Here is a 19,771-nt window from a genome sequence, read left to right as displayed (position 1 = left end):
TTTATTTAACAGCTCCCTAAAAAATGGAAAGTTTCTAAAAATTTTTGTGCTCTTTGAGATTTCGGGTGGTTAAAAAATTCTTTAGCGCTGTTTTCTTCAGCGATTTTACCGCTATCAAAAAACACGATTTTATGAGCGATTTTTTGTGCGAATTTCATTTCATGCGTTACAATCACCATGCTCATGCCCGTTGTGGCTAACTCTAAAATCACTTCTAAAACTTCTTTAACCATTTCAGGGTCTAATGAGGCGGTTACTTCATCAAAAAGCATGATTTTTGGCCGCATGCACAAAGAACGCACGATCGCTACTCGTTGTTTTTGCCCGCCGCTCAATTCTTTAGGGTAAGCTTGTTGTTTATGCTCCAAACCCACTCGCTTTAAAAGCTCTACGGCTTGAGAAATGATCTCATCTTTGGATCGTTTTTGCACTTTTAAAGGAGCGAGTAAGATATTATCTAACACATTTAAATGCGGGAACAATTCATAATTTTGAAACACCATGCCTATTTTTTGGCGCATTTGATTCCAGTTAGTGGCTGGCGTATTAAGGTTAGCGTTTTCAAAAAGGATTTCACCTTCATCAATCTTTTCAAGCCCGTTCAAACACTTTAAAAAAGTGCTTTTCCCGCACCCGCTAGGCCCTAAAATCACTGCCACTTCACCCTTATTTAAAGTGAAATTAATGCCGTCTAAAACCAAATGGCTTTGATAGGTTTTTTTTAACCCTTTGGTTTCTAAAATCGCGCTCATTTTACCCTCTAATGTATTGGAATTTTTTTTCTAAATAGGAACTATACAGGCTCAAACTATAGCATAAACTAAAATAAAACATTAAGATAACGCCATAAACCACAAAGCTCGCATTGGGCATGCGTAAGAGGTTAAGCTCTATGATTTGCTGGCCCACTTTTAACAAATCAATCGCTCCAATGAGAGAGACTAAGGCTGTGGTTTTAATCATGCGTGTGAATAAATTAAGGCTTGAGGGCAATAAAGACAAAAAGCTTTGAGGGAAAATAATATTAAAAATCACCTTTTTTGAATCTAAGCCTAAGGCTAGAGCGCTTTCTATTTGGTGTTTGCTCACGGAAGTTAAAACCCCTCTAGTTAAATCCATCATTTCAGCGCCACCCCACAAGCTAAAAACAATGATGCTTGCCAAAACCGCGCTAATATGCAAATCAAACCAGCTCGCTAACCCGAAATACACAATAAAAAGCCATGCTAAAAGCGGGATAATGCGAATGCTTTCTAAATACACACGACACGCTAAAACCATTATTTTAGAGCCAAACGCCATCAAACTCCCTAAAAGCATTCCAATAATGATTGAAATCATTGCAGAGCTAAGAGCGATTAAAAGCGTGGTTTCAAACCCTTCTAACAAACGCTTAAGGTTGTCTAACTCTAACAAAACTCCCATTTTAAGCCACTTTCTTTTTAAAAGAACGCTCTAAGATCACAAACAAAACGCTTAAAGGGAGCAAAGCGATCAAATAAGTGAGGCTTAACATCAAAAGGCTTTCAGTCGTTTTATAATAAATGCCAATAAAATCTTTCGCCACAAACATGATATCGGTTAGGGCTATCGCGCCCACTACCGAAGTTTCTTTGAGTAAAAAAATCACATTCGCCCCTATAGAAGGCATAGAAACGCTTAAACTTTGAGGCAGAATAATATAATACATCATTTTCAAAGGGCTAAACCCTAAACTCAAAGCGCTTTCTCTTTGAATGGAAGCCAAGCTCTTAAACCCAAGCAAAAAACTTTGACTCATATACCCCCCACCCAAAAACCCTAACGCTAAAATCGCGCATTCTAAAGCGCTCAAACCGATTTCATTCAACCCGTAATACAAAAAGAAAAGCTGGATGAGTAGGGGCGTGTTCCTAGCGATTTCGCCATAGATATAGACGATAGGAGAGATGAAATGCGTTTTAAAATACAAAACGATCGCGCACAAAAACCCCACCAAAAGAGAGAGTAAAATCCCAAAAAAAGAAATATAAAGCGTGAGTTCTAACCCCTTAAGAAACATAGGGATGGAGTGAAACATAAAATCCCAATCTAATGCCATAACGCTATACCTTAAATTAATGACGCTTTAAAGCATCATGTTTAAAAACAGCTCTTATTCACCCTAATTGTTAGAAGTTTGGAAAACCCAAGCCTTTAAGCGGGAAGTTTATGAGCTATTTTGCCACTATTCAAAGAAAATTTGGATTATAATAAAAAAACTGGCTGAAATTAACAACAATGATTAAACAATCATTAAATGGAGAGGACATGCAAAAAAGTTTAGTTTCTTTGGCTTGGGTCTTTGTCGCTATTTTAGGGGCGATCTGTTTAGGGGTGTTAGCCTTACACAAGGGCGAGAGCATTAACACGCTATGGCTTGTAGTAGCGAGCGCTTGTATTTATAGCATAGGCTATCGTTTTTATAGCCATTTTATCGCTTATAAGGTGTTAAAGCTAGACGATAACAGAGCCACGCCCGCATGCGTAAGGAATGACGGCAAGGATTTTGTGCCAACCGATAAAGCCATCACCTTTGGGCATCATTTCGCCGCTATTGCTGGGGCTGGCCCTTTAGTAGGCCCGATACTAGCCGCTCAAATGGGTTACTTGCCTTCTATCTTATGGATTTTGATAGGCTCGGTTTTAGGGGGTTGCGTGCATGATTTTGTGGTGCTTTTTGCTTCTATTAGGCGCGATGGCAAGTCTTTAGGCGAAATGATCAAGCTTGAAATGGGTCAATTTGTAGGCATGATCGCAAGTCTTGGGATTTTAGGGATCATGCTCATCATCATTGCGATTTTAGCGATGGTGGTGGTGAAGGCTTTGGCGCATTCGCCTTGGGGCTTTTTTACGATCGCTATGACCATTCCCATTGCGATTCTTATGGGGCTTTACATGCGGTTTTTCAGGCCGCATAAGATTTTGGAAGTTTCTGTTATTGGATTTATCCTATTGATTATAGCGATTTATGCGGGTAAATACGTTTCTTTAGATCCTAAATTAGCGTCAATATTCACTTTTGAGGCTAGTTCTTTAGCGTGGATGATCATGGGCTATGGGTTTGTGGCTTCTATTTTACCGGTATGGTTTTTACTCGCTCCACGAGATTATTTAAGCACTTTTTTAAAAATTGGCGTTATAGGGGTGTTGGTTGTGGCTATTGTTTTTGTCGCTCCGCCTTTACAAATCCCTAAAATCACGCCCTTTGTAGATGGCAGTGGGCCTGTGTTTGCAGGAAGCGTGTTCCCTTTCTTGTTTATCACGGTGGCTTGCGGGACGATTAGCGGCTTTCATGCTTTAATTTCTTCAGGAACGACCCCTAAAATGCTCGCTAAAGAAAGCGACGCCAGGCTAGTGGGCTATGGCTCTATGGTGATGGAGAGCGTTGTGGCTCTTATGGCGTTGGTGTGTGCAGGGATTTTACACCCAGGGCTTTATTTCGCTATCAATTCCCCAGAAGTGAGCATCGGTAAAGATATAGCTGATGCGGCTTCAGTGATTAGCTCATGGGGGTTTAGCATCAGCGCCGAAGAAATCCGTGAGATGACCAAAAACATCGGTGAAAGCTCCATTTTGAGCCGCACCGGTGGGGCGCCCACTTTTGCGATCGGTTTAGCGATGATCGTGTATCACATTTTAGGGGATCCAAGCGTGATGGCGTTTTGGTACCATTTTGCGATTTTGTTTGAAGCTTTGTTCATTTTAACCGCTGTGGATGCTGGCACACGAACCGCTCGTTTCATGATTCAGGATCTGCTCGGTAATGTTTATAAGCCTTTGGGCGATCTTAGCTCTTATAAGGCTGGGATTTTTGCCACTCTTTTGTGTGTGGCAGGGTGGGGGTATTTCTTGTATCAAGGCACGATCGATCCTAAAGGGGGGATTTATACGCTATGGCCTTTATTTGGCGTGAGTAATCAGATGTTAGCGGGCATGGCGTTGTTGTTGGTTACGGTGGTGTTGTTTAAAATGGGGCGTTTTAAGGGGGCAATGGTAAGCACCTTGCCGGCAGTTTTGATTTTATTTATCACTTTTTATAGCGGTATTTTAAAAGTAATGCCAAAGAGTGATGATAGCGTGCTTAATAACGTTTCGCATGTGGCGCAAATGCAAATCATCAAAGAAAAAATGGCTACCACTACCGATGAAAAAGCGCTAAAAACGCTCCAAAAATCCTTTTTTAACCATGCGATTGATGCGATTTTGTGCGTGTTTTTCATGCTTGTAGCGCTACTGGTTTTAATAGTGAGCGTTAGGATTTGCTCAAACGCTTATTTTAAAAATCAAATTTACCCACCGCTGGCTGAAACGCCCTATATTAAAGCCGCTTGAATAAAAAGGGGGTTTTAACCCCCCTTTAAATCCATTGAAAAAAGTTTGACCCTGTTTGTGAAGTGTGCAAACGCTAAAGGCGTTTGGGGTTTCTGCTCTAGTTTTTAAAAAGCTATCGCTTGCTTTTTAAAAAGCTCAATTTTAAAGATGATGAAGATAATGGATATTTTGCTTAGATGGGTATGATTTAAAAAAGGGCTTTTGCTTGAAAAGAAATTTTATATATAAGACTAGAGAAACAGCGTCAAAAAAACGCCTACTATCTTTTGTGATCATAGCGTCAAAATGACGCCTACTATATTTTGTGATCATAGCGTCAAAATGACGCCTACTATATTTTGTGATCATAGCGTCAAAATGACGCCTATCATGTTTTGTGATCGTAGCATCAAAATGATGCCTACCATAATCATAGGGTAGCATCAAAAAGATGCTACTAGAGCCGTGTATAACGCGCTCCTGTCAGAATAAAGGGCGGGGAAGTCTTTAGGCACAGGCCCGTTTTCACCCGGTTTAAAGCCTTTGTTAGTATACACGCCATAATATGCAAGATCCACGCTACCGCTCAAGTATTCAGTGAATTTATAACCTAAAGAGATCATCGCTCTCGCTTCCCAAGAGACTACTGAATTGGAGTATTGTGTGGCGAATTTCCATGTGAATTTTTTGGCAAAATGAGTGCCGCCACAAGAAAGGAAAATGGTAGCAGCATCTCTTTTAAGGGCTGTGCCTGTAAAACCCGCATAGACGCTGTTACTCCCCATGATCACACCGCTTGGATTCCCCATGTTGCCTATCCAACCATTAGCGTTTTGAAAGACTTTATAAAAAGCGATGGAAACATTGTAATTGTTTATATCAAAGCGTTGGCGAATCATGAGATTTTGCCCGTTTTGAGTGGCTGGCGTGTCGTATTTATAGACCGGACTCCCATCCGCTTTAACAATCATCCAAGGGTAGTAAATGGGGAAAAACCCTGTGATGCTCGTATCTGAGCGAAAACCTGTGCCGCTAAAATTGGGGTTAGAGTCCCAACCGATCTTAACGCCCGGAGCGTTAAAGATTTGAGGCGAAAAGTAATAAAAAGCTTCCACCAAAAAACGCTGGGGTTTATAGGTGAGTTGCACCGCATGCGTGCCATAAAGCACCTTTCGCCCATGGCTATCATAACCTCCCTTATCGTTTTTGGTAAAGCCTCCGCTATAAGTGGTCCGTGCGGCAAACCAATCCATCAAAAACGAACCGTAAGCGAACGCCCTCCCAAAAGAGCTAAACCAAGTCAAGCGCGCATGCTTGTATTGCCCAGAGACTTGAAAGCCTTGCGTTTGACCGCTTTTATAAGGCATAGTGGAGAGATAGCGTCCGGCTTTTATTTCAAAATAATTCTTATAAGCGTATTCCAAATACGCATCGCTAAAGACATAATTGCGGACATTCTGGTTGTATTTCATGTTTTCTGTCGCTAAATCATCGCTTTGTAAGATGTTTGTATAACCCCCCATGAACCCATCGTAATAACCAAAGAGGTTGTAAGCCACAGAGCCGTCTTCAAACTTCTTCGTGCCGTCATAGAAAATAGATCCGACCATGCCCCCTATTTTGCCTTTTAGAACATGATCTGAAACCTTTTTGGGTAACAGGCTAAAACCAAGCCCTAAATAGCCTGCAATCGTTGCGAATTGCTGCATAGGGTAGATGCCTCTTTCTTTATTGATTTTATGCTGGTTAAAACCGATCGTGCTGGATTGATCCACAAAGCCGTTGAGCTTAGCTTCAAAACCTTGTAAAGAAGAGCTTAAAAATGCCCCAAAGAATAAAACCTGACTTGCCTTTTTCATGCATGCCTCCTGAAATGAGATTGATAAATGCAAATGCTTTTAAAGATAAATCTATTCTTTAGTTTTTATTATTCTTAGCTTTGAAATAATTATAATATGTAAAATAATGCGTATGATGAGAAAGTCAAGCTTTTAAAAGCTAAAAACGATTAATTTGTGGAAAATTTACTCTCTTTAAATTCAAATGGCTAATATATGGCGATAAAATCCGTTATGATTAACGGATTATTTTGAATGGAGCGCTTGAGAATGGGGGTTAAGCCTTGTTTTATCGTTTTTTAGGTTTTATCTGGTTATAAAACAAAGCCTATTGGTTGTAATTCTTATACAATTCTATTAAATGCTTAGTGGAGCTGTCAAAATAAGCGTTGCTTTTATGCCCTTCTAATTCTTGTAAAATCGGCACGGCTAACTCTTTCCCAAGCTCCACGCCCCATTGATCAAAGCTGTTAATATCCCAAATAACCCCTTGCACAAAGACTTTATGCTCATAAAGAGCCACTAACGCCCCAATATTGCTTGGTGAAATCTTTTCTAATAAAAGGATATTAGAGGGGCGGTTGCCAAAAAACACCCTGTGGTGGGCTAAATCTTTGGCTTCATCTTTGTCTAAGCCTTTAGAAAGCAATTCCCCAAGCGCTTCTTCATAGCTTTTGCCTTTCATGAAGGCTTGCGCTTGCGCTAAAACATTGCTGAATAAAATCTCATGGTGGCCTTTAGCGTTAGGCTTTTTATCTAAGGAAGCGATAAAATCAATGGGGATTAAATGCGTGCCTTGATGCAAGAGCTGGAAAAAGGCATGCTGAGCGTTAATGCCCATATCGCCCCAAACAACAGGGCAGGTGTCATAGGGGATGATTTCGCCTTTTTTGCTGATGCGTTTGCCATTACTTTCCATATCTAATTGCTGAATGAATTTAGGGAAATGCCTTAAATACTGATCGTAAGGAGCGATTAAATGGCTTTTGGATTGGAAAAAATTGATATACCACACGCCAATTAGCCCCATTAAAACGGGTAAATTGCTTTCAAAAGGGGCGTTTCTAAAATGCTCATCCATCAAATACGCTCCTTTCAAAAGAGCGTTAAAATTTTTCTTCCCTAAATAGATCATAATGGATAAGCCAATAGCCGACCACAAGCTATAGCGCCCCCCTACAAAATCCCAAAATTCAAACATGTTATGCTCGTCAATGCCAAATTGTTGGACGGCTTCTTTATTGGTGGATACCGCTACAAAGTGTTTAGCGATATGCTTTTCATCGCCGCTTCTTTCTACAAACCATTTTCTAGCGGTTAGGGCGTTGGTTAAGGTTTCTTGAGTGGAAAAAGTCTTGGAAGCCACGATAAAAAGCGTGCTAGCCGGATTGATTTTTTCCAAAACGTCTAAAATCTGTGTGCCATCCACATTAGACACAAAATGCATTTTTAATCTCGGGTGGCCGTAGCGTTTTAAGGCGGTGCAAACCATTAAAGCGCCCAAATCTGACCCCCCAATGCCGATATTGACAATATCGGTGATCACTTGATTGGTATAGCCTAATCTTTTACCGCTCCTCACGCTATCGCTAAAGGCTCGCATGCGTTTTAAAACGCTCCTAACACTTTTTAACACTTCCATGTTGTCTAGTAAAATTTCAGTGTCATTCAAGCTTCTTAAAGCGGTGTGTAAAACGGCCCTTTTTTCGGTGGTGTTGATTTTTTCGCCCTTAAACATCGCCTCAATCTTTTCTTTTAAAGAGCAGTCATTCGCTAATTCAAAAAGAAGCTTTAAAGTGGTATCGTTCAGGCGGTTTTTGGAATAATCCAAGCTCAAGCTTTCCAATTGCACGAAATAACGGCTCGCTCGCTCTTTGTCTTTAGAAAACCAGTCGCGCATGTGCATTTCTTTAATTTCTTCATAATGTTTGAGTAATTTTGGATAAGTTTTTAATTGGGTTAGCATCAATACCCCTTAATGAAAAGATATAACGCTCTATTATAAGCTAGTTTTAGTTACAATTTTCAAATGTTAAGAAAAAACATTTTAGCTTACTATGGGGCGAATTTTCTCTTAATCATCGCTCAAAGCTTGCCCCATGCGATTTTAACCCCCTTGTTGCTTTCTAAAGGGCTTAGTTTGAGTGAAATCTTGCTCGTGCAAACCTTTTTTAGCTTTTGCGTGCTGGTGGCTGAATACCCAAGCGGTGTTTTAGCGGATTTGATGAGCCGGAAAAACCTATTCCTGGTTTCTAATGCCTTTTTAATCGCTAGTTTTTCGTTTGTGCTGTTTTTTGATAGTTTTATCCTCATGCTTTTAGCGTGGGGGTTGTATGGTTTGTATAGCGCATGCTCTAGCGGCACGATTGAAGCTTCACTCATCACAGACATTAAAGAAAATAAAAAAGATTTATCCAAGTTTTTAGCCAAAAACAATCAAATCGCTTATTTAGGCATGATTATAGGGAGCTCTTTGGGATCGTTTTTGTATCTCAAAATCCATGCGATGCTGTATATCGTGGGGATTTTTTTAATCATGCTCTGTGCACTAACGATCATCATTTATTTTAAAGAGAAAGAAGGGGATTTTAAAAGCCAAAAAAGCCTGAAACTCCTAAAAGAGCAAGTCAAAGGCAGCCTTAAAGAGCTTAAAGATAACCCCAAGCTTAAAATTTTATTAGTGGGGCATTTGATTACGCCCGTCTTTTTTATGAGCCATTTTCAAATGTGGCAAGCGTATTTTTTAAAACAAGGCGTTAAAGAGCAATACCTTTTTGTGTTTTATATCGCTTTTCAAGTGATTTCTATCCTCATTCATTTTTTAAAAGCCAAAAATTACAGCCAAAAAATCGCCCTGAGTTCGCTTTTGGTGTTGCTAGGCGTTAGCCCCTTATTGCTTAGCAATATCCCTTATTGTTTCATAGGGGTGTATGCACTCATGGTGGCGTTTTTTGCTTACATGAGTTATTGCTTGGGGTATCAATTCTCCAAATTCGTTTCTAAAAACAACATTTCATCGCTCTCATCGCTTTTATCAAGCTGTGTGCGTGTGGTCTCTGTATTAGTTTTATCGCTCAGCAGTTTGGAACTGCGTTACTTCTCGCCCCTAACTATCATCACCATGCATTTTGCCCTAACGCTTCTCATGCTCTTTTTCTTTTTGTATAAGGCTAAGCCGTTTGATGAGTGAGCGGCTTTAAGAGTGCAACCTTTTAGCGATTTCTAAAGCGACATCATAGCCATGATTGAGTGCGGTAGCGATGCTCGCCCCTGATTTGAATAAAATATCGCCCACGATGAACAAATTAGGGATATTGTTGCTCTCTAAATTTTCTTTCACTACAGGGATATTGGTGCTAGGATCTAATTCTAAAGAACAGCGTTTAAAAAACTCTAAAGGGGTAGAGCCACCGATCGCATACAGCAAGCGATCAAAACTCTCGCTCGTGTTATCGGTGAAATTCACCTTAATTTGAGTGTTATCTTCTTCTAGGCTTTCAATATCCACTCCAAGCTTGCTTTTAAGCGTGTTATTGTCTAGGACTTCTTGCAAGTTTTTAGCGTTGTCTTCATTGATGCGGCTGAATTCTTTTTTGCGGTAATTGAGGGTGGTAGGGGTGGTTTTGCACAAAGCAATGGCGTATTCCACCGCTGAATTGCCTCCGCCGATCACAAGGGTTTTTTCATTTTCCTTACAATCATTGATGCTAAAAACCACTTGTTTAGAGAGTGCAACAGGGATTTTATAAGTAGGGCGGTTTGGCTGGCCCATTTTCCCGATCGCAACCACCACAAATTTAGCATGATAGGTTGTGTTAGAAGTGGTGGTGATTTTAAAGTATTCGCCTTCTTTTTTCACGCTCTCAATATCGGTTTTATAGCTTGGCGTGATGCGGTGCTCTTTTAAAAGGTTAGTGAAATTCTCTAAAGTCTCTTCTTTAAAGCTGTCTTTAAAGGGGATATGCCCTCTAAGCTCTACGACTTGCTTTTTATAATCTTTATCAATCCTTTTACCGGCTTTATAAAACTTTTCCAGCATGCCTGAATGGCTTTCGGTTTTTTCGCATAAAAGCACTTTTTTAACGCCGGCTATTTCGCATTCTACGGCCGTGGCAATGCCCCCAGGCCCTGCACCCACTATCAACACGTCTAAAATTTCTTGGTTCATTCCTATCCTTTTATTTTAATTCTTTTTAATTCTTTTGGCGTTTTTCTTGTAAAATCGCTTCGTTCAAATCGCTCGCGCTGTCATACAACACGCTTTCAAGCATGCGTTTTTCATCGTCAAACTGACCGCTTTTAACCCCCCATAAAAACGCTATTAAGCCTACCAATCCCATAAGCACTGAGACAACTAACATGATGGTTAAAATTTCTGTATTCATCTCTTTAATCTTTATGATTAGGATTGCATGAACTGATTATTATACTAAAAGATAGCGTTTAAATCACCAATAGGTTGAATAAGTTTGGATAACATGAAAATAAAAACGAATCAAAAGAGGGTTTTTATGCAAGAAGCGTTGTTGCGTTTTCAAGAGGGCTTTAAAGAGTGGGGTTATCTTATTTTGTTTTTATATTCTTTAGGGGGTGGGTATGTGGGGATTGTCATCGCCTCTATTTTGAGCGCTACCACGCACGCTTTGGATATAAAAATAACGATTTTAGTCGCTTTTTTAGGAAACATGGTAGGGAGTGGGGCTCTTGTAATCTTTGCCCGCTATCAAAAAAGAGAGTTTTTAAAGTATTTCCAAAAGCATAGAAGAAAGCTTGCTTTAGCGAGTTTGTGGGTGAAACGCTACGCTTTTTTAATGATTTTTGTCAATAAATATCTCTATGGGATTAAAAGCGTTGTGCCTTTGGCAATTGGTTTTAGCAAATACCCTTTAAAAAGATTTTTATGGCTTAATGTTTTTTCCAGTTTTTTGTGGGCGTTAATCGTGGGGAGCGTTTCTTTTAAAGCGAGCGATTGGGTGAAAACGCTGTACGAAAGGCTTTCTCATTACACTTCGTTTTTTATCATAAGTTTTGTTCTTATAGCGCTTTTAATATGGTTTTTATTGAAACGATATTCGCGCAAAATGGGTTTTTAAGCAAGATGTTTAATTAAATGCGCTAGACTACGCCCACAAGCATTCGCATGAAGCGGGTGCGTTAATATCTTTAAATACAAGGATTGAGAACATGGGAAAAATTGGTATCTTTTTTGGGACAGACAGCGGGAACGCTGAAGCTATCGCTGAAAAAATCAGCAAGGCTATTGGTAATGCGGAAGTGATTGATGTGGCTAAGGCTTCTAAAGAGCAATTTAATGGCTTTGCAAAGGTTATTCTAGTCGCTCCAACAGCTGGTGCGGGCGATTTGCAAACAGATTGGGAAGACTTTTTAGGCACACTAGAAGCGAGCGACTTTGCGAATAAAACCATTGGACTTGTAGGCTTAGGCGATCAAGACACTTACAGCGAAACTTTTGCGGAAGGTATTTTCCACATTTATGAAAAAGCTAAAGCCGGCAAAGTGGTAGGGCAAACTCCCACTGATGGTTATCATTTTGAAGCTTCTAAAGCGGTAGAAGGAGGTAAATTTGTGGGTCTTGTGATTGATGAAGACAATCAAGACGATCTCACTGATGAGAGGATTTCAAAATGGGTAGAACAAGTTAAAGGTTCTTTCGCTTAATCTTTATAAGCCCTAAATTTTAGGGCTTTTTTAAACTTCTTTTTATATCTTGTTGATGCTAGAAATAGACAACCGAACCCCACTAGAATCAGACTTTTTATTATTAGAAAAAATCGCAAATGTTTTAGCCCCCACTCAAATCATTGAGCTTGTTTTGGTGAGCGATGAAACCATGCGAGAAATCAACAGGGATTTAAGGGGTTGCGATTACGCTACCGATGTTTTGAGCTTCCCTTTAGAAGCGATCCCTCACACCCCTTTAGGGAGCGTGGTGATTAATGCGCCATTAGCTCAAGAAAACGCCCTGAAATTAGGGCATAGATTAGAAGAGGAGATCGCTCTTTTATTCATTCATGGGGTGTTGCACTTGTTAGGCTATGACCATGAAAAAGATCAAGGCGAACAACGCCAAAAAGAGAGCGAACTCATTAAAATTTTTAACTTGCCTTTGAGTTTGATTGAACGCACACAGGATTAGGTTTAGATGCTCTACTAATGCTGACAAATAAAGCTTTTAATTTCTTTTAAAATGGGGCTTTAATTATTTTGTCTTATATTTTAAATTTTATTTTATAGTAAAGGGGGGAGGAGGTAAAACATTTCCTCCTACAACCCCCAACTAAATCCCACTAATCCCCTAAGATCGCATTATAAAAAACTATCTCTTGACTAGCGTCAAACTCTTTCGTATTGGATTATAAAAAATGATTTTAGTATTTTTTCAAAGCCCTTCATAATAATACGACTGCGTGATGCCTTTAATGAGAGTTAAGGGATCGTTGGTATTAGAACTCAAATATTTTTTTAAAAGCGTTTTGATTTCCAAATCATTCACAGGACTCCTTTCCATAGCGCTCAAATAAGCGGCTTTATCAATCCTATCCCAAAGCACGATTTTTTTCAATTCCTTTTTAAGCAACAAATCAAGCCATATTCTAGTCGCTCTGCCATTACCCTCCAAAAAAGGGTGAGCGATATTCATTTCCACATATTTTTCTATGATTTGATTGAAATTGCTTTGTGGCATGCTCTCAATTCTGGGTAAAATCAAATCCAAATACAAGCAATTAGCGAACCTGAAATTCCCTTTAGAAATATTTTTATCCCTGATTTTCCCGGCAAATTCATACAACCCTTCAAACAAAAACCGATGGATTTCTTGCAAGCCCTTGATCGTGCCTACTTCTATGGTGTCAATCAGACCGCTTTGGATCAAATGCTTGGCTTTTTCTAAACTCTGCCTGTCTAAATGCATCGTGCTGATTTTTTAAGAGTGTAATTTTTAGAGGCGCATTTTTTTCACGCTCTCATGACATGCTTGTATAAACGCTCCCCTAACCCCCTTTTTTTCTAAAACGCTCAAGCCTTCAATTGTTGCGCCTTTAGGGGTGCAAATTTGCTCTATAATCATTTCAGGGCGTTCTTTTTCTAACAGCTTGGCAAAGCCTTTGAAACTCATCTTCACCAATTCTAAAGAATCTCTAGCGTTCAAGCCCTCTCTAATACCGGCATCTTTCAAACTGCTCGCTACCAAGCTTAAAAACGCGAGCGCGCTCCCATTTGTCGCCACGCTAGAATCAACCTGCTCTTCATTGCCCACTCGCACGCAATTCCCAAAACTCTCAATAACACTCAAAGCCTTTTGGCTTATTGAAGGTGCAACCGATTTTTCACACACTGCCGTAGAAGAAAGGGCGAACTTGCTTGCGATATTGGGCATGCATTTTAAGTAATGTAAAGAATCTATCGCATCACTTAAAGCTTCAAAACCCACGCCAGCTAGTGCGCTCAAAACGCTTTTAGCTTGCCCTTGATAATTAAAATCCTTAAGGTTGTAAGGCTTAAACAATAAAAACACGAATTTTTGGTGTATATCAATAGCTTCTTTGTAAGGCACGATTTGGGCTTGAATGTTTTTTTCTTGTAAAAAGGGGGCGATTTTTTCAGGGTTTCGCCCGGTAATTTCTAAAATAAAACGCTTGGATAAAATTTCATGAGAGCCTTCTAAGATCGCTTGAGCCATATTCCCATAGCCGATGAATTGTAAGATTTCCATGACACACCCTTTTTTAAAACCCCATGATGTAATTGATATAGAAAGTATAAAGCCTCCTGTAGCTCACATCAGCCCCAGCGCTTCTCAAATACGCTTGATTGATGAGAGGCACTTTGATCCCAAATTCCACGCTCTTTTGGCTTATAACCCCTTGATTGTGGAATTTCTTGGCAAAACGCTTAAACTCCGCAAAGTTGGTGCGCACCCCAAAATTCAGCGCCACTTGAAAATTCGTTGAATGAATGTCATTAGCGTTCCCCCAGTTGTCAATGATTTGTTGCCTTAAAGAGCTAAGCCAAGTTGCGCCGCCTAATTGGACCCCAGCAAATAGACCAAAATTCAACGCTTTAGTGTTGTAAGTCCTCCTGAATAGATTCCATAAAAAATCCGTGCCTACCCCATAAGCAAAGATATTCGCTTTCACGCTTTGATTGGCTAGGCCTATTTCACTAAAGCCGTAATCAAAGAAAAAATAATGCCTAAGGCCCAATTTTCTCGCTTTACCAAAGAAGTATTTATAGCCCAAACCAACCCCTAATCCATTGCTCATGCCGTGTTGGGTGCTTTTAGCGGCCGCATACTGGCTTAAAATGGGTTGAGAGCCGTAGTTATTGGCTTGATTTTGCGCGTTTTGAACCTGATTTCTAGCGTTAATCATCGCATCAATGAGTTTTTGTTGCACCATAAAGAATGTTTTATCCCCTAAAAGCTGCCGTAAGGTTTGCGAGAATGACTGAATGGTGGTGGTGTTAGAAGTGATTTCTTGGAGCAAGGTTAAAATCGCGTTAGGGCTAATGTCGTTTTGCAAGGCTTGAAACCCTTGAGAAATAGCGCTCGTAATGGCTTGAAAAGCGCTTTTGAGACTCTCATTACTAGCGTTATTATCATTATTTTGGATAAAGCCGGCGGTTTTAATAAATTCAGTGAGCAAATTAATTAAATTATTCGTATCGCTCACCCCGTTTGTGGGGATTGCCCCTAAAAGGTTGATAAGCCCACCGGAGCAAGTAGAGCTACTACCACTACTATTACCACATAAATTACTAAGACTGCTACTATTACTTTTTAGCACTTCAAAGAATTGTTTTAAGCCGTTTTCAACGCCTTTATTATTCCCAGAGCTGGCGATAATGTCGGCTATCTTCTGGGCGTCATTATAGACTTTTTGTAAATTGCTGTCGGTTGTGGTGGCTGTGTTTGCGGTAGTGGCGGTGGTGGCGTTTTGTTGTTTGTTGGGTTCATAACAATTGCTCCCACTCGTTCCATTGCTCCCGCTATTGCATGGCGTATAGCCGTTATTACTGCCACTACTACTACTACTACTATAAGTCCCTAATTTCCCATCGCTAGCGTCTGTGAGCATCTGGTAGGCTGTGTTGATTTGACTAGTGCCATTTCCACTGCTTCCCCCATTAACGCCCTTAAGATTTGTGATGATTTGATTGAGCAAACCACCGCTAGTGAGCGTGATTTGTTGGACATTGTAGGTGATAGTGTTCCCACCACTGCTCCCATTTTGAGTTGTCGCTTGCGTTTGATACCCTAAAGCGCTTTGCAACCCGCTGTAATAAGCTTTAGAATCGGACCACTGCTGATAGCACCAACTTGTTGTGCCATTACCGCATGCGTTATTATTGCTCGTTGCTCCGCTTGTTTGTTGGGTTTGTTGGCTTTGATTAATTAAAGCATTCATGTCTGTAGGCACTTGCTGGTTAATCGTATTGATGAGCTGGTAGAAATTCGCTCTCAATTGGATGCGTAAATTTTGGTTATTGTTAGGTGTAATCTCTTGCGACTGACTCCCATTAGTGTTATAAATCGCATTCGCCCAAGCTTGGATATTACTTTCTTGGTTTTGAAAAGCGCTTTGAATGCTTTGTTGGAAATTGCTGACATTTTGCAATACGGTGTTTAAAGCTCCCATCACCGTGCTGTTAGGAGATTGTGTGGTTGGCCCACTATTTTGGGCTAAATTAGTCGTTTTAGCTTCTTCTTCATTGTTCACAACCACCATCGCTTTCAGTTTGGGAGCGTTGCTTTTAGCTTGAGCGGTAGTGGTAGTCCCACTAGTAGAGCTTAAAATATTTTGCAATTGGGAGTTCCCGCTGATACTCAAACCCCCAGAGTTGCCGCATGAGCTTGTCCCAGATGGCGATCCATTAGCGCATAATATCTTGGCGTTGTTTTGCAAATTGGCTTCTGAAGTTTTTAAAGAGTTATAAACGCTCCACACTTGAGAAACAAGATTGAAAGAATTCACGCCGATCTGCTCTTTGCCCCCTATGGTTTGGACTTTGGAGGTAGCGACTAAAGAATTGTCAAAGCTGTTTGTAGAGCCATTTGTGGAGCTTGTAGAGCTTGTGGAGCTTGTCGCTGAGCATGAAATCCCGCTAGAAGCATTGCTAGAAAGGCTTCCGGTAGCGCTTGCGCAATCATAGGCGCTGATATTTTGCCCTTGAGCGTTGGTAACCGTGCCGATTTGGTAGTTATTAGAAGTGTTTTTGAGCAAGTTTTTAGGCTCAGTAAAACTAATCCACGAAATTTGTTTTAAAGCGTTATTGTATTGTTCTATCGTGCTTTCATAGGCTTGGAAATTCAAAGCGTTGTGCAAGTTGTTTAAATTATAGGTGGTGTTGTTGATCGCATTGTTGTCTAAAGTGTTGATAGCAACGCTTTGAAGCTTTTGAGCGATGGCTTGGACTTGCTGGTTGGCTTGGTTATTTGAAGTGGGGGTTGCGGCTAAAGGGGCTAAATTTTGGATGAATTGCTCTAAGCATTGGATTTGATTGGCACAACCATTGGGGTTATTTTGAGTATTAGCGCTTAATTCCCCTTGTAAGGTGTTCATTAAAAGGGTGTTGTTGTATTGTTGTTGGTTGTTGCTGTTTGAAGAAGTAGAGCCTAAAATGGAATTAGCTGGATAGAATACGATTTGTCCCGGTGGGTTTAACACCACATGCGTTGTGGTTGTCGTAGGGAAATACCCCACCCCAAGAGTGGTTAAAGCGTTTTTTAAAGCGCTCACATAAGTGGTATTATTGTTAGAGGCATTCACCGCATCGGTCAGATTGGAGAGTAAGGATTGCGCGTAAGTGGTGCTAGTGGTTTTAGTGATGCTGTGTTCAATTTGTTGCAATAATTCTGTCATGGATTGCGCGGTGTTTTGGAGCTGGGCTTTGACTTCTTGGGTGTTGTTGCTGGGATTAAGGCTATTGATAGAGCTAATGATGCTAGTGCTTAGAGCGATGCCTTCATCAAACGCGCTTTGAGTGTTGGAAAGGAGTTTGGCTGTGATCTGTGAAGAATGGGCTTTCAAAGGATCAGAGCTTCCTTTAAGCCCTATGATTTGCTGGGAAATGCTAGAGATTTGACGGCTAGAATAAAAGTCTTTTCTTTTACCAATTTGATTTAGGATATTAGAAATGCCCTCTAATTGGTTGCCAACAGTGTTACTCACGCCATAGCCTAAAGCGTCAATGACGCTTTGAGAGCTTAAAGTGATAAGGCCGGTAGTAGGCCCTGCAATATTGATCGCGCTTTGGGTTACGCTGTTGATGATGTTTTGATTTTCTAAAAGTTGTTTGTTATTGATGAATTGTTGCGTGCCACCGATTTGATAGCCTACAGACATATACCAGCCATTGTCTTCAGCTAAGAGGGAGCCAATTAAAAAGAGTGGTATGAATTTTCTAGCTTTTTTTATCATATTTTTCCCTTATTTTGTTTAATCAAAAGCCTATGTTGTAGCCCACATAAAAACTAAAGGCTCTTCTATACTTCGCTGTAACGCCTTCTGATTGGTAATAGGTGTGATAAAGCACCGGTATTTTAAGGCCAAATTCTACCCCTTGAGAAAAACGGGATCTTCTTTGCTTGGCGATTTTGGAAAAATTAGTCCTTATGCCTAAATCAAAAAGGAATTGGAAAGAAGTGTCCTTGGGCTTAAGATGGTTGCCATCCACTTGATCTAAAAAATTCGTTTTCCAGGTTTGCCCTGCAAGTTGGATGCCGGCAAAAAAACCTATATCTATCGCTTCAGTCCCTCTTTTTCGGGTAAAAACATTATAAAGAAAGTCTGTGCCTGCCCCATAGCTAGAGAGAGTGGCTTTCACTAAAGAAGATCCTGCGCCAAATTGAACATAACCAAAATCATAAAAACCATAATACCTAAGCCCAAACATGCGCTTTTTGCCAAAGAATTGCTTATAGCCCATTTTCACGCCAAAGCCGTTCATGTTATTAGAATTAGAGTTATGCTCCAAAAAATTCCTAGCAAAGCCCATTTGATAGACTTGATTCACTTTAGTTTGCATTTCATCAATCACCCCGCCAATCACTTCTTTAGAGCGATAAAGCCCATAAGCCATTAAAGTTTTTGCCGTGGGGGAATAGGGGTTGGCTAAGATCTTGTCTATTTGCGCGGGGGTGGGGGCGTTTGTGGCTTGCTCTAGTTGGTTTATGATGACTTTTTGCTCTTGTTGGGCTTGTTGCGGGGTTAAATTAGGGGTTATATTATTGGTATTAGCTTTTCCTCCATAGCTAGGCAAGAAATTCAAACCTTTATTGTTTAAATCCAAATAGGGGGCGACCCAATTGGTGATGAAATCCCCATACGCTACGGTGTTACTAAGCAAGCTTTCCCCATAGTTGATCGCTTCTTGCATCTGGCTATAGCTTGAAGTGCCTGTCAGTTTAGCGGCCTTGTTAGCAAAAACTTGCATGCCTGAAAAGATCATAGAAGCGGTGATACCATTAGCGATGATGCTATCGGCTAAATAATAGACCGCCGAGCTAGGGTGGTAGGTGTATTGGCCATTGCCTGATCCTATTGTCGCTCCAGCGGGCAAGTCTTTTAAGGGCGCTTGGGTAGCGCCATTAGCGCCGTTTTTAGTGTAATAACCCGGGCCGCTAAAGCTTTGATAGCCTTGTTGGGAATCGCTGCCATTAGGGGCTTTGTTGTAAGTGAAGCCAAATTGCTTTTCATTCGCTAAACCCCCTAAAATCCCTGCTTGCATTAAAGCTTGGAAGATGTTTTGGGCGTTTTGAGCGATAGATTTAGCTTCATTGGTAGCGGTGCATTGGTTTTGAGTGCTGCAAATGGTTTGACTATTACTTGCTGTGGCTAAGCCGTCTTGTAAAAGGTGTTGCAAGACTTCAGGGCTAAAACTCACAGGACTGCCATCAGGGGTGCTAAAAGATTTATTCGTTAAGGTTTGGTTATACCAGAGCGTGGTTAAAGCGTTGGTAATATCATTGTTTAAAGCGTTCATAGCATTGGTTAGACCACTAGGCAAGGCAATAACAGTGCTTTGATTGCCGAATTTGACTTCAAAGAGTTTAGCGTTAGAAAGATTTTCAGGGTTACGGATTAAAGTCTCGCCGATGAGTTGGGTGAGCTTGTCTAAATTACTGACTAGAGATTGCATATCAAAGGTGGCATTGACATTGCCTCTTGGGGGGTTGTTGCCTGTATCGCCATTTTGGGCGTTTTGTTGATAGCCCCCCGCATAGAGCAAACATCTTTTAGAAGGATCAGGGCAGAGCATTTGCATTAAAACCCTGGTTTGTTGGCCCATCGCTTCTAAATAATAGGCTAAAGGCACCGCTGCAGATTCTAGAGCGATAGCGTTTTGGCGGATGTAGGTGGATGCGTCTTGACTGGCGTTAAGCCCTGAGTTATCCACCCTTTGAACGGCTAGAGAAGTTTGATAACTCACCCCCATAAAAAACCCATCATCTTCTGCCGCTAAAGGGTTAAGAAAAAACAAGGGGAGTAGGCTAGAACAGATGAGCCATTTTTTATTAAAAACAAAGTTTTGCAAGGGGTTATCCTTTTCTTTTTAAAAGATTTGAGCTATCCTAAATT

The 19,771-nt window shown here is 40.6% G+C and carries 16 protein-coding genes; 5 read left to right on the top strand and 11 right to left on the bottom strand.

What is annotated here, in order from left to right; translation table 11 throughout:
- Positions 1 to 5: 5 nt before the first annotated feature.
- Genes HG567_RS05570 through HG567_RS05560 form a run of 3 tightly spaced genes read right to left on the bottom strand, consistent with a single transcriptional unit; the run spans position 6 to position 2,080 of the window.
- The gene (locus HG567_RS05570; protein ID WP_202139467.1) at positions 6 to 752 is read right to left on the bottom strand and encodes an amino acid ABC transporter ATP-binding protein; all 747 of its coding nucleotides are present in this window, start codon (positions 750 to 752) and stop codon (positions 6 to 8) included.
- Position 753: 1 nt separating this feature from the next.
- Complete coding sequence (locus HG567_RS05565; RefSeq protein ID WP_202139466.1) at positions 754 to 1,425, bottom strand: amino acid ABC transporter permease; 672 nt, start codon at positions 1,423 to 1,425, stop codon at positions 754 to 756.
- A gap of 1 nt (position 1,426) precedes the next feature.
- Positions 1,427 to 2,080: an amino acid ABC transporter permease gene (locus tag HG567_RS05560; RefSeq protein ID WP_202139465.1), complete on the bottom strand. Its 654-nt coding sequence runs from the start codon at positions 2,078 to 2,080 to the stop codon at positions 1,427 to 1,429.
- A gap of 179 nt (positions 2,081 to 2,259) precedes the next feature.
- Here HG567_RS05560 and HG567_RS05555 point away from each other — a divergent pair, with 179 nt between their 5' ends.
- Positions 2,260 to 4,353: a carbon starvation CstA family protein gene (locus tag HG567_RS05555; RefSeq protein ID WP_202163727.1), complete on the top strand. Its 2,094-nt coding sequence runs from the start codon at positions 2,260 to 2,262 to the stop codon at positions 4,351 to 4,353.
- 422 nt (positions 4,354 to 4,775) lie between these two features.
- On the opposite strand, the gene hofH is transcribed toward HG567_RS05555, so the two are convergent.
- The gene (gene hofH / locus HG567_RS05550) at positions 4,776 to 6,191 is read right to left on the bottom strand and encodes an outer membrane beta-barrel protein HofH (RefSeq protein ID WP_202163726.1); all 1,416 of its coding nucleotides are present in this window, start codon (positions 6,189 to 6,191) and stop codon (positions 4,776 to 4,778) included.
- A 307-nt stretch (positions 6,192 to 6,498) separates the two neighbouring features.
- Positions 6,499 to 8,136 carry a glucose-6-phosphate isomerase gene (pgi, locus tag HG567_RS05545; RefSeq protein ID WP_078303502.1) on the bottom strand — a complete coding sequence of 546 codons (1,638 nt, stop codon included), beginning with the start codon at positions 8,134 to 8,136 and terminating at the stop codon, positions 6,499 to 6,501.
- A 63-nt stretch (positions 8,137 to 8,199) separates the two neighbouring features.
- On the opposite strand from pgi, the gene HG567_RS05540 reads away from it, so the two are divergent.
- Positions 8,200 to 9,360 (top strand): HP1165 family MFS efflux transporter, encoded by a 1,161-nt coding sequence (locus HG567_RS05540; RefSeq protein ID WP_202139463.1) that lies wholly within the window; start codon positions 8,200 to 8,202, stop codon positions 9,358 to 9,360.
- A gap of 6 nt (positions 9,361 to 9,366) precedes the next feature.
- Here HG567_RS05540 and HG567_RS05535 read toward each other — a convergent pair whose 3' ends face one another.
- Positions 9,367 to 10,338: an NAD(P)-binding domain-containing protein gene (locus HG567_RS05535; RefSeq protein ID WP_202139462.1), complete on the bottom strand. Its 972-nt coding sequence runs from the start codon at positions 10,336 to 10,338 to the stop codon at positions 9,367 to 9,369.
- A gap of 25 nt (positions 10,339 to 10,363) precedes the next feature.
- Complete coding sequence (ccoS, locus tag HG567_RS05530) at positions 10,364 to 10,555, bottom strand: cbb3-type cytochrome oxidase assembly protein CcoS (RefSeq protein WP_001090949.1); 192 nt, start codon at positions 10,553 to 10,555, stop codon at positions 10,364 to 10,366.
- A 126-nt stretch (positions 10,556 to 10,681) separates the two neighbouring features.
- Between ccoS and HG567_RS05525 the strand changes: the two genes are divergently transcribed.
- The 3 genes from HG567_RS05525 (at position 10,682) to ybeY (ending at position 12,327) form a co-directional block, all read left to right on the top strand.
- Positions 10,682 to 11,263, top strand: a complete 582-nt coding sequence (locus tag HG567_RS05525) for a DedA family protein (RefSeq protein WP_202139461.1) — start codon at positions 10,682 to 10,684, stop codon at positions 11,261 to 11,263.
- Between the two features lie 91 nt (positions 11,264 to 11,354).
- Entirely contained in the window at positions 11,355 to 11,849 is a 495-nt protein-coding gene (locus HG567_RS05520) for a flavodoxin (protein ID WP_079341935.1), read from the top strand.
- Between the two features lie 55 nt (positions 11,850 to 11,904).
- A complete protein-coding gene (gene ybeY / locus HG567_RS05515; protein WP_202139460.1) occupies positions 11,905 to 12,327 on the top strand; it encodes an rRNA maturation RNase YbeY in 423 nt (140 codons plus the stop codon).
- A gap of 243 nt (positions 12,328 to 12,570) precedes the next feature.
- On the opposite strand, the gene fic is transcribed toward ybeY, so the two are convergent.
- The 4 genes from fic to hopI are packed head-to-tail and all read right to left on the bottom strand — an operon-like array spanning position 12,571 to position 19,727.
- Positions 12,571 to 13,104 carry a protein adenylyltransferase Fic gene (gene fic / locus HG567_RS05510; RefSeq protein ID WP_202139459.1) on the bottom strand — a complete coding sequence of 178 codons (534 nt, stop codon included), beginning with the start codon at positions 13,102 to 13,104 and terminating at the stop codon, positions 12,571 to 12,573.
- Between the two features lie 27 nt (positions 13,105 to 13,131).
- The gene (gene proC / locus HG567_RS05505; protein ID WP_202139458.1) at positions 13,132 to 13,905 is read right to left on the bottom strand and encodes a pyrroline-5-carboxylate reductase; all 774 of its coding nucleotides are present in this window, start codon (positions 13,903 to 13,905) and stop codon (positions 13,132 to 13,134) included.
- Positions 13,906 to 13,918: 13 nt separating this feature from the next.
- Positions 13,919 to 17,611 carry a Hop family outer membrane protein HopL gene (gene hopL / locus HG567_RS05500; RefSeq protein ID WP_202163725.1) on the bottom strand — a complete coding sequence of 1,231 codons (3,693 nt, stop codon included), beginning with the start codon at positions 17,609 to 17,611 and terminating at the stop codon, positions 13,919 to 13,921.
- A gap of 22 nt (positions 17,612 to 17,633) precedes the next feature.
- A complete protein-coding gene (gene hopI / locus HG567_RS05495) occupies positions 17,634 to 19,727 on the bottom strand; it encodes a Hop family outer membrane protein HopI (protein ID WP_202163724.1) in 2,094 nt (697 codons plus the stop codon).
- Between the last annotated feature and the right edge of the window lie 44 nt (positions 19,728 to 19,771).

Source organism: Helicobacter pylori (assembly GCF_016755635.1).
Taxonomy (GTDB): domain Bacteria; phylum Campylobacterota; class Campylobacteria; order Campylobacterales; family Helicobacteraceae; genus Helicobacter; species Helicobacter pylori_CQ.
This window is presented reverse-complemented; position numbering and strand designations above follow the sequence as displayed.